At 44.2% G+C, this 16,952-nt stretch carries 15 protein-coding genes; 7 read left to right on the forward strand and 8 right to left on the reverse strand.

The genetic code is table 11. The annotated features are described in order from the left end of the window. From MKMG_RS11585 to MKMG_RS11590, 6 genes are all read right to left on the reverse strand, one after another. On the reverse strand, positions 1-486 hold a 486-nt coding region (locus tag MKMG_RS11585), incomplete at its 3' end, for a type IV pilin N-terminal domain-containing protein (protein ID WP_254059123.1). 69 nt (positions 487-555) lie between these two features. Beyond that, positions 556-1,089 carry a type IV pilin N-terminal domain-containing protein gene (locus tag MKMG_RS07340; RefSeq protein ID WP_165076972.1) on the reverse strand — a complete coding sequence of 178 codons (534 nt, stop codon included), beginning with the start codon at positions 1,087-1,089 and terminating at the stop codon, positions 556-558. Further along, positions 1,086-1,655, reverse strand: coding sequence for a type IV pilin (locus tag MKMG_RS07345; RefSeq protein ID WP_165076973.1), 570 nt, complete (start codon positions 1,653-1,655; stop codon positions 1,086-1,088). The genes MKMG_RS07340 and MKMG_RS07345 overlap by 4 nt, the downstream gene beginning before the upstream one ends. Before the next feature lie 72 nt (positions 1,656-1,727). Continuing rightward, positions 1,728-2,255, reverse strand: a complete 528-nt coding sequence (locus MKMG_RS11450) for a type IV pilin (protein WP_216842885.1) — start codon at positions 2,253-2,255, stop codon at positions 1,728-1,730. After that, positions 2,252-2,821 (reverse strand): type IV pilin N-terminal domain-containing protein, encoded by a 570-nt coding sequence (locus tag MKMG_RS11455; protein WP_216842886.1) that lies wholly within the window; start codon positions 2,819-2,821, stop codon positions 2,252-2,254. The genes MKMG_RS11450 and MKMG_RS11455 overlap by 4 nt, the downstream gene beginning before the upstream one ends. After that, positions 2,821-3,432 (reverse strand): type IV pilin N-terminal domain-containing protein, encoded by a 612-nt coding sequence (locus tag MKMG_RS11590; RefSeq protein WP_254059121.1) that lies wholly within the window; start codon positions 3,430-3,432, stop codon positions 2,821-2,823. Before MKMG_RS11590 ends, MKMG_RS11455 begins: the two co-directional genes overlap by 1 nt. Positions 3,433-3,780: 348 nt before the next feature. On the opposite strand from MKMG_RS11590, the gene MKMG_RS07365 reads away from it, so the two are divergent. The 5 genes from MKMG_RS07365 to MKMG_RS07385 all read left to right on the forward strand — a co-directional run bounded on the left by MKMG_RS07365 (position 3,781) and on the right by MKMG_RS07385 (position 12,897). After that, complete coding sequence (locus MKMG_RS07365; RefSeq protein ID WP_165076975.1) at positions 3,781-6,381, forward strand: hypothetical protein; 2,601 nt, start codon at positions 3,781-3,783, stop codon at positions 6,379-6,381. A 4-nt stretch (positions 6,382-6,385) separates the two neighbouring features. Next, positions 6,386-8,119, forward strand: a complete 1,734-nt coding sequence (locus tag MKMG_RS07370) for a hypothetical protein (RefSeq protein WP_165076976.1) — start codon at positions 6,386-6,388, stop codon at positions 8,117-8,119. A 571-nt stretch (positions 8,120-8,690) separates the two neighbouring features. After that, entirely contained in the window at positions 8,691-10,049 is a 1,359-nt protein-coding gene (locus tag MKMG_RS07375) for a type II/IV secretion system ATPase subunit (RefSeq protein WP_254059122.1), read from the forward strand. Then, positions 10,039-11,841 carry a type II secretion system F family protein gene (locus MKMG_RS07380; protein WP_165076978.1) on the forward strand — a complete coding sequence of 601 codons (1,803 nt, stop codon included), beginning with the start codon at positions 10,039-10,041 and terminating at the stop codon, positions 11,839-11,841. The genes MKMG_RS07375 and MKMG_RS07380 overlap by 11 nt, the downstream gene beginning before the upstream one ends. Before the next feature lie 21 nt (positions 11,842-11,862). Next, positions 11,863-12,897 (forward strand): hypothetical protein, encoded by a 1,035-nt coding sequence (locus MKMG_RS07385; protein WP_165076979.1) that lies wholly within the window; start codon positions 11,863-11,865, stop codon positions 12,895-12,897. A 307-nt stretch (positions 12,898-13,204) separates the two neighbouring features. Here the strand turns inward: MKMG_RS07385 and MKMG_RS07390 are convergent, their stop codons facing one another. Both MKMG_RS07390 and MKMG_RS07395 read right to left on the reverse strand, forming a co-directional pair. Continuing rightward, on the reverse strand, positions 13,205-13,627 hold the full coding sequence (locus tag MKMG_RS07390) for a type IV pilin N-terminal domain-containing protein (RefSeq protein ID WP_165076980.1): 423 nt from the start codon (positions 13,625-13,627) through the stop codon (positions 13,205-13,207). A gap of 200 nt (positions 13,628-13,827) precedes the next feature. Next, the gene (locus MKMG_RS07395; RefSeq protein WP_165076982.1) at positions 13,828-14,685 is read right to left on the reverse strand and encodes a DNA-3-methyladenine glycosylase; all 858 of its coding nucleotides are present in this window, start codon (positions 14,683-14,685) and stop codon (positions 13,828-13,830) included. Between the two features lie 123 nt (positions 14,686-14,808). On the opposite strand from MKMG_RS07395, the gene MKMG_RS07400 reads away from it, so the two are divergent. Continuing rightward, a complete protein-coding gene (locus tag MKMG_RS07400; RefSeq protein ID WP_165076983.1) occupies positions 14,809-15,372 on the forward strand; it encodes a type IV pilin N-terminal domain-containing protein in 564 nt (187 codons plus the stop codon). 8 nt (positions 15,373-15,380) lie between these two features. Next, positions 15,381-15,953 (forward strand): type IV pilin, encoded by a 573-nt coding sequence (locus MKMG_RS07405; RefSeq protein ID WP_165076984.1) that lies wholly within the window; start codon positions 15,381-15,383, stop codon positions 15,951-15,953. Positions 15,954-16,952 lie beyond the last annotated feature (999 nt).

The raw sequence follows: 16,952 nt of genomic DNA on the forward strand, positions 1-16,952 counted from the left end.
TGAACTGTAATCCGAGCCGGGAATTCTTGCATAGGACGAGCCGGCCTCACCTCTTTTGGAATTATAATCGATTACAATGCCGAGATCGTTTGAGCTGAATCCCATCTGGAGGTCTTTGAGATCGATAGGATCTCCTCCCGTGTGTGTAAATACAAGGCCTTGTGGATCTCCTGCCTCCAGCAGAATGCTGATTCCTCCATGTTCTATGGCATAATCCTGCTCACTTTCAAAATCGTCATCGTGCCAGATCCAATATTCATGGGCCATGGCATCTATGTTAATGGTTTTATATGTTGTTCCAGTTGTACTAAATTCCATCTCCGGTTCGGACAGCGTAACACAAGGGCCAGTCTTCTTGTCCATTCCCATATTTCCTGCAAATCCCGAGACCACGGCCGCGATTATAATCGTCACAACCAGCATCAGCATCACGCCGATAACGGGTGATACTGCCTCCTGTCTGAGATAATCTGTTTTCTTTTTCATTTTTATCTCCTGAAAAAATGTAATCTTCAATCAAAATTGTTAAAAATAAATTTGATCGGATTACCTGTTTTATCTCAGTACGAACTCTCCTGTCTGAATGGCCTTTGCACTTTCCTTGTCAAGTATCATGTACTCTATGTGGCCGTAGTATGGGATTGTAAAGTTTGCCGCCGCAGATGCAGGCTCAAACACGAATACCTTATCTGATGCATCGTTTTCATCGCAGGTAAGAACCAGCCTGTCTCCTCCGGTAATAAAGCCGTCCGCATCACCGCCCATCTCGGTCAGATAATTAAAATTGGCATGGCCGGTCATCTCATCGAGGTTCGAAAGGATGATGCTTTTGTCATCGTACTCGAGCTGGACGAGGATCTCGTCAAGCATCAGTTCGTCGCCGCCTGCTTGGTGAAAGGCAATCGTGCCGTTGCCGTTGAGATTTGGGTGGACAGTGAATGCCGCATTTGGCACCTTGCTCTCAGTTGAACTCATTCCACCTGCAAAACCGGAGACGACCGCCGCGATGATTATTGTAACGACTATCATCAGCATCACGCCGATTACAGGCGACACTGCCTCTTCATTTTTCCTGTAAATTCCTCTCATTGTACCCTCACATCCTTGTCAAATACAGTCTTCTGGGATTTGGTGTCCACAAGCCTTATGCTGATAATATCTCCGATATCAATATTTACAGGGTCAAGACCTGTCACTGCAGTAAAACCGGCCGCATTGCCGGTTGTAAGTATCTGTCCCGGATTCCACAGGAACTGTCCGAAATTCACTTCACTATCGCCGACATCCCCCACCTTGACATCTGTCAGGTACGGGACGGTCGCACTTACCGTATTTCCTTCAGAATCGGCAAACCCGCTCACCGATGCCCCTTGAGTCCTCTTCTGAACAGGATTGCCGCTTGAGTCAAAGTAGTCTATGTAAAACCTCAGATCCCTTGTGTTGAGCGAATCTCCTGATGTATGCTTTAAGGTCAGCACCGCATTGTCTGCATCCGTTTTTGTAATACTGCACTGTATCGCCGCCGTCGGCGCGGTATCCTGGTTGTCGCTCATTCCACCTGCAAAACCCGACACGATGGCAGCAATGATTACAGTCACGACCAGCATCAGCATTACACCGATGACCGGTGATACTGCATCTTCATTTTTCATCATTTTTTTAATTTTTTCCATTTTCCCACCTAAATTCGTCAATTCATGATTTGTTGATATCTCTGTCCGCTTCTTTCATATGTTGATTATACCTTCCGAGATGGCCTGTCCGCTCTCCCTCTCGACTATCCTGTAGGTCCCTATCTCATCTGTTGTCAGGTAGAATTCAGGATTATTCCATCCGAGATAGGCGCCGGAAACACCGCTGGCGCTCCCGTCGTTATCTGCATAAAGGTAGAACTGGTTGCCCGTGTTGATCTGCAGATCCGCAGTCAATGATGACACCCTGCTGACCTTTCTGATTACATAGTCGTCAGGGTCGTCGCCACTCTGGTGTTCTGAACCGTAGAACCTTCGCGTATCCTCTCCGTTCGTCAGGATTACGATGACATCGACAAGGTCGATATACTCTCCTGACTCATGGGTGAACAGGAGGCCGCCTTCAAGGGCCTGGCACGAGATTGCTGCCGTCGGTGCCTTCCTGTCGCTGTCTGAATAACCGCCGGCAAATCCGGATACGACGGCTGCGATAATGACGGTCACGACGATCATCAGCATCACACCGATGACCGGCGATACTGCATCTTCTTTTTCTGTAATCATATCACGGTCACCTCGTCAGACCATATCACGGTATTTGATGGTTCGTGGACCACATTGATCTCGATCAGATTACCTGCTTCGATCCCGGCATCGGGGACTCCGAGGACATACTCGATACCTCCGCAGAACTTATCGCCCGTGTGCCAGTAGGCGCCGGGTCTGCCGAAGAACGTGTTGGTGGACGGTCCGTTAAAACTCCTGAAGGTGTTCTTTGATCCATGTGCGCCCTGAAATTCCGGGGACTGCGTGAATTCGTGGGAGATGATGTTTCTGTCGGCATCTTCATAATAAGAGACAATTTTCAGATCCCCGGTATCGATCGCCTCGCCGCTCTTCATGATGGCCTCAAGATATGGCCCTGTATCTCCGTGTGAACTTGCAATCATGTAATTGGAGTACACCTTGAACTCAAATGCCGCAACAGGGACGTCTGTTGATGAGTCCGTAAGTCCTCCGGCAAAACCGGAGACGACGGCTGCTATGATGATTGTTACAACAAGCATCAGCATCACGCCGATAACAGGTGACACTCCGCTTTCTTTATCGGCAAAACAAGAGTCCTTCATCAGTAGATCACCTCTCCGCTGAAAATTGTCTTACCGCTCGGGATGTGGATGATCTCGACTTCAACCGGTTCGTCACCAACAGTCCGTGTTGCTATAACGCTCGCAAGCGATGCCGCACTGATTGTTGTATAGACATCTCCCGTCATCATGGTCGAGTTGCCCCAGTACTTGACTGGCTCGCCGTTTGAGACAGTGCACGGGTAGCCGTTGTTTGAAATAAGCGATCCGGTGCCGGCAGAGTAGTCCGCAGTATCAAAGTTGTTCACGGGAATCATCGGGTCAAGCGAACCGTCGGTCGTGTGCTTGAAGATACCGCCATCTGTTATTTTGTCGTTACTGTGCGTGAACTTATGATAATAAGTGATGATCTTCAGATCGCCCGTCTTCAGAGAATCCCCGCCAAGATGCGTGAACACCAGCTTCGGGTATGTCCCTGCTGTCTTCAGCTGCACATCTATCTGTGCAACCGGTGTTTCCTTCTGGTCATCGGCATACCCTCCCGCGAAAGCTGAAACCGCCGCGGCGATTATTATCGTCACCACGAGCATCAGCATGACGCCAATAACGGGGGAGACTGCCTCCGAATTTAAATTAATATGTTTTTTTTCCATAACCCTTCCCATCACAATTAGTAACTGAAATTAACAATTTTAATTGTTATAAACACAATTTAACTGATCAAACGATCGATGAGAGTATGTGGCTTGCCTATATATGTTTTATGAAATGTGTGGCCAATCTTGACAAAATGAAGATTAATGTATATATTTCTAACTCAATTGTTGGAATAACTTAAAATAGTAATTTTGATGCGGACTGAGGGTGGTGGCTGCCGCATTTGAGTCTAGAACAAATAAATTGTAATTAAAACAATTTTTTATACTTGACTTCCAAAGTTTATACAACCGTACAAATGGCAATTCCATACGAAGAGATCCAATCCAGGTAGGAAACAAAAAATGCGAACACATGAGATCCTTATAATATTGCTGTTTATCGCCTTGGCGATTGCAGCCCCGGCTACTGCAAGATATGTATCTCCCGAAGGTTCCAATGCAGGAATCAATCCGGGAGACACCGTATTTAACGGTGAACAAGGGATCAATTTTTCAAAATTCCAGCCCCCTCTCCCTCTCGCACCACCTCTCTGGCTGGCCTGCGATGACGGGGGATCGGCACTGGCAATGCAGACGCTGGACAACCGCGCTGTCATGACAGGCCGGATAAATGTTGAATCAGCATATATTGACCGGCCGTTCAGACTATATAATGGAAGCTGGGGAGATGCCATCTGCACAGTATCCGGGCCGTCGGGAACCATAGAGGTGCGAACGGGAACCGCACTCGGGACAGATGTGGACCCGTCAATAACCGACACAAAAACACCTGCAATAATTCCTGCCACTATAAACGTCCAGTTCAAACTGGATGCAACGAACCTCAATAATGGCAATTTTATCAACCCCTGGTATGAGTATGAACTCAGGACACCCGGCGGCGTCCCACTCAGCACTGTCACCAACATGGCGGGCACTGCCATACCAATTACCGGACTCACTGGTAACCCTTCTGCCAGCAACAACACCCTTGCTTTCAGCATCGCAGATCAGAACCTAAACCCGGAGGAAGGGACGTATGTTATGAGATTTACTGCATACAACGGGAATAATGCCTTTTATACGGCTGATTATCCTTTTGATGTCGTCAGGTACTTTCTTACAGCCTCAGTCTCCCCCGCGACCGTTCAGGAAGATGAGACCACAACATTAACTATCACAGGAAAGCCCTTCACCCACTATACCATCGCCATTGAAGATGCAATGGATGGAAAACCCGAACTTCAGCCCTCCGGCAACTACGACATCTACGTTGATAAATACAACGCAATTGTGCATCCCGACTGGAGCGGGACCGTCAGTGTGCCGCTTTACCTCCCCCCCACGGATGGGGATTCCAGCTCCACCACACGAATATATTACCCTAAAGTCTATGAAACCGGCAACCCATCCACCTACGTAACGGCACAGATTGTTGTGGAACCGGGAAAAACTCAGGATATTGTACTGTATGACAACAAACTGGGTGATGATGAATACTATTGTCTGGGAGACAAAGTAAAGATCACCGGCACACTGGGGGCACCTGCAAAACATGAAATGGAACTGTATTTTTATCTGAAAGGGTTAAACCTGGATTTGAACGGCGCAAACCCATCAAACCCATCGATTTCAGTCATTGATGGCGACAATTCAACATTTGATGCAATAACCATCTCCAAGGGGCAGATGGAATTTTCATATGACTGGGTTACCGGAAATATCGGACTCACCCCCGACACTTATACCATATTTGCCACGACGAAACCACAGGGTTACAACAGCAGACCATTGAGTGAAAACGAAGTAAAAGACTACATATCCTTCGACCTGAATCAACCCTCAATAAATGTTAAATTCCCCAATGAAGCACCTGGATTTTTTGCGCAGGGTGACCACATCGTTTCGCTATGGACAGCACGGGGAAGCCCTGCACAAATGGGATACAACGGCAAAATACGCTACTATATCTTTGGTGAAAATTTCAAATATACAAATTTACGGGAATTCCCCCTGCTAAAGATTGATACAGATACAACCCAGGCACAGCTGAAAGTACTGGCAGAAATCAATGATTTCCCGGGTTATTCTGGTCTTGATTTGCCGCGTAGTTTCTCATCGAACATCAGCAGTGGAGAGTACATCATAGTATACCAGCACCCCATGTATAACCAGAAATTTGATCTCCTGCCGGTGGAGGGAGATGCATATACAGGATTTATCACAAAAGTGGTCACATCAGACAACAAAGCAATTGATATATCCACATTACAGGCTCCTGAAGCAGTAAATGCCCTCAAATCTGCCCTGAAATCACCGAGCATTGATGACACGCTGGTCACCCAGACATGTGTCATTGAAAAGCCACTGGTGAACATTCAGCCAATCCTGAACTTCGAAGTAGGAGAACAGATTTTGGTCACAGGAACCACAAATCTTGAGTGCCCCATCAGTTACACCTATAACCAGATCGACCTGCCGGGGGACAGGATCTTGTTTACCATTTATTCTGCTGACATGTACTATTCCGGGAAAACTCAGAGTACAAACCGGATCTTCAGTGATGAAAGCTATCCCCGGAAAACAAAAACAGGTGCCGCATCGCGGGACATCTCCTTTACCATCCCGGTGGATATATCCCAGAAAATGAAACCAGGCGATTATATTGCCGTTATCAAATGTGAAGACATCAAATATGAAACGATGACTCCTTTCACCCTTCACGAGGAGGGCTACAGAAAAGAACACGGCGCAGCAGCCCCCGGTACTGGTGAAGAATTCAGTCAAAATCCTGTAGTAGCTTCAGAGATCACATCGACACCAGAACCGCAGTCGAGGCCGGTACATTCCGTTACTGATGTGCCAACCCAGACGCCGGAACAAACCGCTGGATTTGGATCAATAATCCATGTAATCTCAATAATGCTGGCATTCTGCGTGCTCCCTTGTATCCAAAGGAGATGATACGATGGCCACCACAATCAACCAGGATCTGCTGAATAAACTGACAATTGGAATCATAATCGGAATAATTGTAATTGGTACACTAATCGGACTCAGGGTAACGGGAATCATGGGAGGAGATGATTCCGAAATATCAGTGCAGGGTAGCCCGTCTTCCGGTGACTTGTCCGGGTCAGATTCCGTCTCTCCGACGGTATCCCGGAGACCGTCATCAGGAACTGTTTCAGAAGAATCCGATGAAAAAACAATTATTTGTAACTGGGAATACCAGAACCAGCAGTTTACCTACTCCCATGATGTCAGGAATACAACCTACCTGGGGTTCAAACGTAAAAATGTAGGGGTATCTCCAGATTTGACAAACAAAGAGATCATCACCCGACATGTTGTTACAGACGGCGATGAAGGTCTGATACTCGAAATTGCAGATTATATTCTGATTCAGTCAGAACAGAATGGATGGGGAGACTACGACACCATCATGAACACGGTTGCATTCGTGCAGCAGTACGGGCCGGGAAAATTCGAAAACACGCCACCAAATGGTTACTACAAATATCCTGTTGAAACACTATGGGATGAAGAAGGGAGCAGGGAGGACATCAACATCCTGACAGCATCCATTTTGCAGGCCATGGGATATCCGGTAGTATTTCTGGTATTTCCGGAACAGTATGACAGGGGATACCTTATCTGGGAATATTCTGCAATCGGTGTCAGGTGTGAAGATACGGTACCGGGAAAATCCTACATGTCACAACAGGAAAAGATGATCGGAACGGTGACTCTCTACCCTCAAAGCAGAACCATCAATTCACCGGAAATCATGTCTTTTGAACCAAAATCAGGATGTATCTCAGGGAATTCAACCGTCGGCTACGCAGACGGACAGGTTGTTGCTGCCGGAGAAGGGGTTTGGGACATTGCTGCCGGAAAGATAACCTGGAGCAGTGGATTTGTATCTCCTGCCGGGATGACGCCTGTCTACTACAGAATGGAAAATGGGTCTTGGATAACCGGAGAGTCGTTTATCTATGTCGATGCCCTGAACTCAGACGCCCAACCGGGCGAAATCCCGGGTGAACTGGCAAGGGCGGAGCCTGAAATTGTTGCAGACCTGATTGACCCTCGAAATGACATCATGATCTCTCGTGATAACATCATAGATTCATCACTGACACCTCTGCTGAGAACGCCATCTCCATTGAAAAATAACATCCGCCCGGAACTTTTTGACAGTATCTCAGACCAGCTGGGCATACCTGTCCCTGTGGGATTGGTCAGTGAAGAAGATGAGATAAACAAAGTCAGTGAAGATGAGTATTGGCAGGATATTTGGTATGATACCATGGTGAATTTCTATGATCATACCTGGTATCTTGATATATTGGAATATGAGATCATTGAAAACCAGGCGCTGTACACGAAATCAAATGAAATGTATATCTCCCCTGCCGCGGCGTGGCGAATAAAATACGAAGCTGTTCCCGTTGATCCTCCGGACAATGATCTGGAGGGTCTCTCATCTTTTTCAGATATGAGATTTGCGGTCTATAAAGTAGACGAAATCGAAGGTTCGACAACACTCCTCGGCACGTTTGCATATGGACATACTTCGGGCCAGGAAAATGTAAATTATCAAAATTTCTATGAATCCGGCAATTTCTATATTGTAACTTTTGTCAGAAACTGTGAGGCCAAAGTGTCCATCCAGATGCATGGAAAGGAGAAGATCTGATATGGGGACTATAAAATTCCTAAAAGAAAAGATGACCCGGTCATATGTAACTAAATACAGGCATTTCCTGAAAACAGGCATACATTTCATACCTGTCCCTATCCATTTCAGAAAAATAAACGATCAAACACGGGAGTTAATGTGATTTATTATGGAATCTGATGTACGCAAAAAGGATGGGGAAGTCTGCCCTTTGGAATCCGAAGATTCTGTGGAAGAATTAAGGAAACCTGATGAAAAAATACCATCTGAGGAGATGACAGACTCTCCTGAATTGTCGCCGGATACCGGACATACTGGAGATGACAAAAGTGTATTTGGAAGGTTAAATCAGCATTTCCGATCATCTTCCGGGAAACCGATCACACTAAAACTGCGGGATTCCTTAAGATCAATACTGGTGCAAAAAGGGAAGGACAGGACTGATCCAATAGAAGAATTGATTCCTGAAAAAGTATGTTATCACCATGTAACTCCCCTGCCACCACCCGAACCCAGTGATGAACAGGTGATCGAGAGATACTGGCTTAATTCCCCGTTTACGTATGCAAAAATTGTGAAAAACTGGGAGATGGATTTTGAATACGAGGTTGTTGAACCAAAAATTTCAGAAAAAGAGTATGTACTACTGGAAGAGACGTGTGAAGAACTCAGAAATGTACTGATATATACCTCCTCGCTTCACAAGGAAAATGTCAGGTTTGATGAGAGCCAGGTGAAGAGTATCATCAGAAACTTTGACCCTGAGATTACCGATGACCGGCTTGATATCCTCATATATTTCCTCAGGTGCAATTTCGCCGGGTTTGGAAAACTTGATCCCCTGATGCATGACCCGAATATCGAGGACATCACCTGCAATGGCAGAGACATGCCTGTGTTTGTCTATCACCGGAAATATTCGAATCTCGTCACAAATATCCTGTTTGAAAATGAAGAACTGAATAAATATGTCCTGAAAATTGCCCAGAAAGCTGACAAACAGATGTCCCTTACATCCCCACTCGTCGATGCGGCTCTTCCCGGGGGTTCGAGAGCCCAGATTACCTACAGCGACATCATATCATCAAAGGGTAGTTCATTTACGATTCGTAAATTCAAAGCAGAACCGATGACTCCTGTTGATCTCATCTCCCTGAGTACCTATAACTCGGAACTTATGGCAGTTATCTGGTTATGTGTGGAAAACAACAAAAGTATGATTGTTGTCGGGGGTACAGCCAGTGGGAAAACATCCACAATGAATGCAATCTCGTTTTTTATTCCGTCAATATCCAAAATTGTATCTATTGAAGACACACGTGAAATCCAGCTCCCTCATAAAAACTGGCTTCCGCTTAAAACCCGTGAAGGAGGTAAAAATTTTGATTCGGCAGATGTCGATATGTTCACGCTCTTAAAAACCTCACTCAGGCAGCGCCCGGAATTTATTATTGTAGGGGAAGTCAGGGGTGTAGAGGCACAGACTCTGTTTCAGGCCATGAATACGGGCCATACAACATTCTCCACTCTGCATGCAGGAGGGGTGAAAGAAGCTATTAACAGGCTCACCCATGACCCCATCAACGTCCCGACAGTGATGTTCGGAGCGCTTGATCTTATGATTATTCAGGGATTGCAGTACAAAAATGGGTTGGGATTCAGGCGGTGTCTATCAATAAATGAGATGGATATTGAGGGAGGTGATGTCCGGTGGAATCCATTATATGAATGGAATTTAAAGACAGATACATTTGACCGGGTATACAGTCAGTCAACAATTCTCGAAAGTATTGCCTATACCAATGGATGGACCGGAGAAGAACTGGAGTCCCAGATAGATTCCAGAAAGTGTCTTCTTGATAGAATGGTTGAGAAAAAGATTTTTGATATCGATGAAATTTCACATTTCATCAATGAATTACGAAAGATGACTTACAATGCAGATTAATTCAGTCATATTTCAGTTTCTGGATATTAAAAAGTTCAGAAAGTCCCTGAGGGGGGCACATATCCCGGTAAACCATGAGATATATCTCCATTTTGGACTTGTCTTTACGCTGCTGGGTGCGCTTGTGTACATGCTCCTGCAGTTACTGTTGATGGTTTATGATATACAGGTAAATATTCTCCCGTTCCTCCCCTATCCCGTTACACAGCTACTGGTCTTTATTGTTATGGTGGCCGGAACATTTGGTGCATTTTATTATTATCCTCAACTGGTGGCAGAGGGAAGAAGAGTTCGAATAGACAGGGATCTGCCATATGCCATCACCTACATGGAGGCACTTTCCACTAATGTAACACTATATTCTCTCTTTAAAAGCGTATTTGAAGCAGATGACCTCTACGGGGAAGTGTCTCTTGAGTGCGGGATGATCGTGCGGGATGTTGAAATCTTTGGGAAAGATCTCCTCACTGCAATGAGAGATCTTCAGGAAATTACCCCCTCAGAACATTTTGCTGATCTCCTAAATGATCTTGCACTTGTTTTCAGAACCGGAGGGAACATGAAGGATTTTTTTGATTCCCGTTCAGACAGTTTCCGGGAACTTGCCAGGCAGGAACTCGAAGCAACTCTTCAGGTAATGGAAATGATAGCTGAAGTGTATGTGACGGCATTTGTTGCAGGGCCTATCGCAATTATCATCATGCTGGTTGCACAGAACCTCTCTGGTCAGGGACAGATCGAAGGTATCATGCCGTTAATGTACATTGGCCTCCCTCTTGGTGCGATTGCTTTGATAGTAATTCTTTATTACATACTTCCGGCAGAAAATCTTGCAATCTCTCAGCATGAGTTCAGAGAAACGGAATTTAATGACGAAATTATTGAAAAAACGACCGAAGAAGAATATAGTGATAATTTCGTAAAAAAAATCGAAAAACGGAAAGAATGGCTGAAAGTAGAGAAGATCCTGAAGCATCCGTTCAGGTATTTCATCTCAGATTACCAGATCGGCCTTTTTATTGGTATGATCCTTTCTCTGATAATTGCATGGCAATATTTTGCCGGTGGTCTTGCACAAATAATTCCAAAATTTACCTTTGAAGTGTTTATCTGCCTGTTCGTCATTGCTCTTATCTTCCCTGTCATAATTGCATATGAATACCGTAAAATCTACACGCACAAAATAGAGTCGCAGATGCCTGAATTACTTCGTGATATTGCCGATATCAAGGATCTCGGAATGACACTCCAGTGTGCGATAGACATGGTGTCCACTTCAAAACTTGGTGTTCTTTCATCAGAGTTGAAAATTGCATCCGATGAGGTGAAATGGGGATATAGCATTTCAAGTGCACTTGTGCGTATGGAAGAGAGGATAGGTCTGGTCTCTGTCAAACGTGCCATTTCACTTATTGTAAAGGCAAGTGAGATCACCGATAACCTGAGGGATATCCTGACCATTGCCATCAGTGATCTTGATCACTATCTTAAAATGAAATCAAAGAGATTTAATGTATCTTTTGTTTATCTTGCGGTCATTTACTTATCTTTTGGTATCTATCTCTACTGTTCCTACCAACTAAATGATTCGTTCGTGGCAAGTTTCCGGGATTTGGATGTCAGTTTTGACATAACAGGAAATGTTCAGGATATGTTTAGGGTGGCAATAATTATTGGAGGGTTTTCAGGGATAATGGCCGGGCAGTTAAGCTCGAATAACATCCTGAGCGGATTGAAACATACGGCCATTTTTTTAATTGCCTCAATTGTGCTCTTTGTATACATTCTGTAATATCACAGGGAGTTTGAAGATATGAAAAAATTAAAAAAAGAAACCTGGTATGAAAACATCTACGCACGGATCGCACCTTTCCTGACAATGAACCGTAATAGTAAGGACTGCCCGGATTCCCGAATCAAAGAATCTGATGCGGTTTCCTCTGTGGTTGCTCTTATGTTGCTCCTTGCAGTGGTTGCAACATTCATTTCACTATATTCCACGAGTTACATTCCAGGACTTAAGGAACAATCTGAGATCACACAGATCACCACCGTAAAAGAATCCTTCATGAAATTCTCAGGTGATGTTGAGCATATTGTGGTGGAAAAAACACCTGCTTCCTGTGGGAACATGATACCTCTGGGGGGGGGTGATATTCTGTTTAGCCCTGAAAAATCAAGTGGAACACTTACTGTCACAGAATGTGGCACCATGGTTGAAATCCACACCGGACCAGGAAATTGCGCTACAGTTTCCGGTATGGTGAACGTCGCATTCAGGCCATCTTATACATTCTGGGAAGAACAGGGGTACACCTGGCAGTATGGCTACATCAATGTCACAAAAAATGAAAAAGAGATCCCTCTGACGGAGTTTACTATGGATGATGTACTCGCTGATGACAAATTTTCAACATTTGCGAAATCGTTTGTCACATTTGAAGATGAGGGAGATTTCAATGCTAGTTCCGGAAAAAAAGAACTTTCATCCCTTAAAATCGATATGGTGAATGTCGTCCCGGGGAGCAGCTCGTTTATCAGTGGAAACAACCCCACCAATTTGGGTATACTCGCTGATGTACGTGAGGCGGAGCCTGTGATCACCCATCATATCGATTTCAACTATACCAACAGCACAGATATGCCGGTAATGTCAGCATTTTCAACGCATCTGGCAGATAAGATCAGATCAGACCTGAAAACCCTTACCAAAAACTACGATACGGTTCTGTCAGTCACAGAAAAAAGAGGAATGAATGGCCATGACACAACGACACTTAATATCGACGAGGCATGTCCTGTGGAAGTCATCATCAGACAGGTGAACATATCCGTCTCAGTGTCATAAACCAAAAATAGAGGCAGGGGAGAAGCAAGCACCGCATCCTGGTCACTCCCTCCCAACGATCTCTGCACCAGACCCGAGATTCGTTCTCGGAAATTATAATTTATATCAGTCTCTTTTCTGCCAAATCTCAGATAATTTAAGTAACCGATAATTAACGATTCAGGTTCTGAGAACCAATCAAACGTTGAAATTTCTATGTTCGATGTATTTTTCCAAAGAAAAGGTTGTGTCTGAATTTCCCTGCACAACAGATCATCATTTCCATCTCCTTTTTCTCATTCATGGAGCATTAAAAAACACAGTGTTTTTATGGATTACTGGTTACTCCCGAAAATATCACACTTCTGGCGCTCACCAGACGAACGATCTCCCCCCCATCAAATTTGATATCAGGTGGCTGAACAACGATTTCGTTACCAAGATCAAATGAATTCCCCTCAAGAATGAAAAAATCATCGGATGATCTGATGGTTGTGGTCTGTTTGTCCTTGATGATAACTATCTGAAGATCAGATTTCCTGACCCAGTCCCCTCCCTTATGTTGCAATGTGATATTCTCTAGGGAATTATCCATCATAATATCCACTGAGTCACTCCTTTCAGATGGGAGGAGGCTGAGTAGTGTCACAGAAAAAAGAGAGACTAACAACAGGGCAAGAACGATCATCATAAGCTCTCCAAGAACAGGGGACACCGCATCGTTATCGAGAGAGCAATTCTTTAGGATCATGAATTGAATAAGTGTTGTACGACAATATTATTTGAGTATTATCAAATAATATTGTCAAATTTGGGGTGGTAACACTTGGAGGGCACAGCAACCCTCGCGCATATATGCCACTCACCCATTACCCTCAGGTCCACAAATCGCCAGGAAATGAGGAAGCTCCCCCAAACCATAGAAAATACCACACCAAATTCTACTGGCGCTCACGGGGCATTCCGTGAAGCAAAGAGATATTCCAACACATACCCTGAATATTTGCCAAAATGTTCATTTGCATAATCCCCAATGACTTTATCTACCTTTTCAGAATCCGATTTGGGGAAGTACATCCTGGAAAGATATGTTTTGCACATTATATCACGTATGTGAGAATCGACAGGAAATAATTCAGTTCGTTCGAATGCAAAAAGCAGGATCCATTCTGCAACGAGTGGCCTGATTCCCTTAAATTCAGATAAAAATTGATTTGCATCCTTAAGATCCATATTCTCAACCGTATGGGCCCACGAAAGGTTGTCACCAACCTTTTTGGCGACAAGAAAGATATTATCTGCTTTATAGCCAAGATTGCAGGACTTCAATTGCGAAAGGCCACCCTCAAGGATTGTTTCTGCATCGGGAAATGTATAAAATGTATGCCCATCAAGTTCGATTCGATCGCCCATTTTCTGTGAAATTCTGGTGAACCTATCCACTTTGGGAATAAGACGCACTTTATTTACTAACAACTGAAAGCAGACACATTCCCAGGGATCCTGGCGAATGATTCTCAATCCACGATTTTCCCGGATTGCCAGTTCAAGATACGGATCCCCGGAAAAGGCACCATAGAAGTTTAACAGATCATAGTCCCATGAAAAATAATCCTTGTAGAATTTCTCAGAGCAACCGGAAAAATAAAGTACATCTCCTACCTGTCGCGTCTTGATCACAGTATCTCTGACAATTCCATACCACCAGTCACCGATTCGCTCCCACCGTGAAGTCTGCCCACAGTTGAGAGTATGATTTAAATCAAAAGGACAATCTTTCCGGAGTTGCAATGATCGGTAACCTTCCATCCCTCATAGCATCCCCCCATAATTAAATAAATATTCAGGTCAACGATTAATATTAAGTTTAGATAGAACAATTTTTTTTAATTAATTGGTTTCTGTAAAACTATTTGAAATAGAGGTTTTCGTATGAACAACACAAAGGAAGATGCAGTCTCTCCGGTCATCGGTGTTATGCTGATGCTTGCAGTAACAATTATTATTGCGGCATGCGTGTCGGCATTCGCAGGCGGTGCCTCCACACAATTCGAAGAGACGCCACAGACAAGTCTGCTTGTGTACTGTGATGGATCAGGAGATGCGTTTAGTATCATCTTTGAACATCACAGCGGCGCATCCATACAATCTGAAAAACTGAAAATTATCACTTGGATCAAAGCTGAAGATAATACGATTATAAAGCATGAACAATCTGGTATTTCCCCTCGTTCGTCTTCTGTCACGCCCGCACTACGAATTCCGTATGTCTATGATGCACAGAAAGGTATATTGCCAGAGCTGGAGTTCGGGGAGGCCATGTGGAAACCTGGGTTTATCGCAGGTACGGGAAACAAAGCAGCAACTGCGGAATTTCTGGGTGTTTCCGAAGAGGATCTGGATGAACTCATAGCATCTGATACTCCGGTTGAGGTAACGATTGTCTATTTACCAAATGGAAATACTCTGCTCAAAAAAGAATTTATACTCGGGTAGGGAGTAACATGAACAGAAAAAACCTAAATGATCGAGCTGTATCCGAAGTTTTTGGTGTTATGCTCATGCTCACCATAACACTCATTGTTGCCTGTATTGTAGCCACATTCGTATGCGGATTTTCGTTTGATGCAAAAAAGGATGCAATATCCGCAAATATTGTCGCTTCAGATCTGTACATGGATGAATCGGATGAATCCTGCGCATATATCCTGTTCGATCATCTGAGCGGCGATCCCGTTGACCTGAATGCCATTCGGGTATCACTCGGAATACGTTCCTCGGCAAAAATGACAACCTGTATCAGGAATGTGGATCATCCGACGGGACTGGATGAAGCAGGCAATTCACTGACTTGTTATATTGCTAATTACGGAGAGGACAGCAGCAAGATAACCGTCGGGGACAGATTTGTTCTTTATGCTGACGGTATAGATAATAACGGCATTTTTTGGATGAGGGAAAACACCAGTGAAAAGTTTTCCGCGCCCATGAATGATTACATCACTTATCAGATCATCGACACCAGGTCAAACAGGCCAATAAGCACAGGCTCGATACCAGTTTCCCATACTGGGTAACATCTCCTCACAGATGGGGGATGTAAGATTCCCCAAATGGAAGGGTTGTTTATGTCAGAATTAAGAAGGGGACAAAAAGACAGTCACTGAGATTCTATCGGGAAACTGTCCCTGATGTCCTCTCCATCTCGAATTGTACGAAATCATCATCACAAATAATTTATTTGCATCCGAAGGATGCCACATGAAAAAGAGACTTTCGGCACCAGAGGGGAAAATGGAATGTGCCAAACGGATTTGGATCGCACAATGCACCTTCTGGGAATCTATAGTTACGAACGCCACTTTTATGAAGTAAGAGAAATCGCAAAACGCGATTTGAATTAGTTATTTCAAAATTACGTTCGTAATTACATAATCAAGACCAAATTTTTCCTAAAGGTTTGGTGTTTGACTATAAAGTATAATAGCTGGTGGATTTACTTCAGTCACAGAGGGCTGAAAGAGGTAAAAGGTGAGTGTCTGTTTCACGTGATTGGGCACAACTTGGGTGTCATCCGCAGGAATATATCGATTGAGTAGGGTTGAGAATCTTAGCCAGATCCAGGGATCACCTGAATCTGTTATGAATTCTGTAGGTTGTGGGTTGTTTTTATAACCCAACGTAGTTTGCCACTTCACTCAATTTTCTCCGATTTTGGCAAAATAAAATTTGACAGTTCCAGGTATTTGGAAAATTTCCTCTCAAAATATCTCCAATTTGGGCTTAAATTTCAGACGACGTTGGGATTTTGACAATCAAATGGGCATTTTACCCTAAAATCTAACCCAACTGTCAAATTTAATTTTGACTTTTTTGGAGATTTAGGAGCATAAAGCACCTTCATGAACCAAGTGGCAAACTTAGGCTGAATCAAAAAAGTAGAGTAATTCCTTCATCGATCAGCCCAGTATCAGTCCTTTATAGTCCCACACCATACTTTTATTAATAACCCCGTCGAACATTGGCTATGCCCAGGCCAGTGCAGATCCTTATTGAAAGGCACCTAACATCTGAAG

The organism is Methanogenium sp. MK-MG (assembly GCF_009914725.1).
Lineage (GTDB): Archaea > Halobacteriota > Methanomicrobia > Methanomicrobiales > Methanomicrobiaceae > Methanogenium.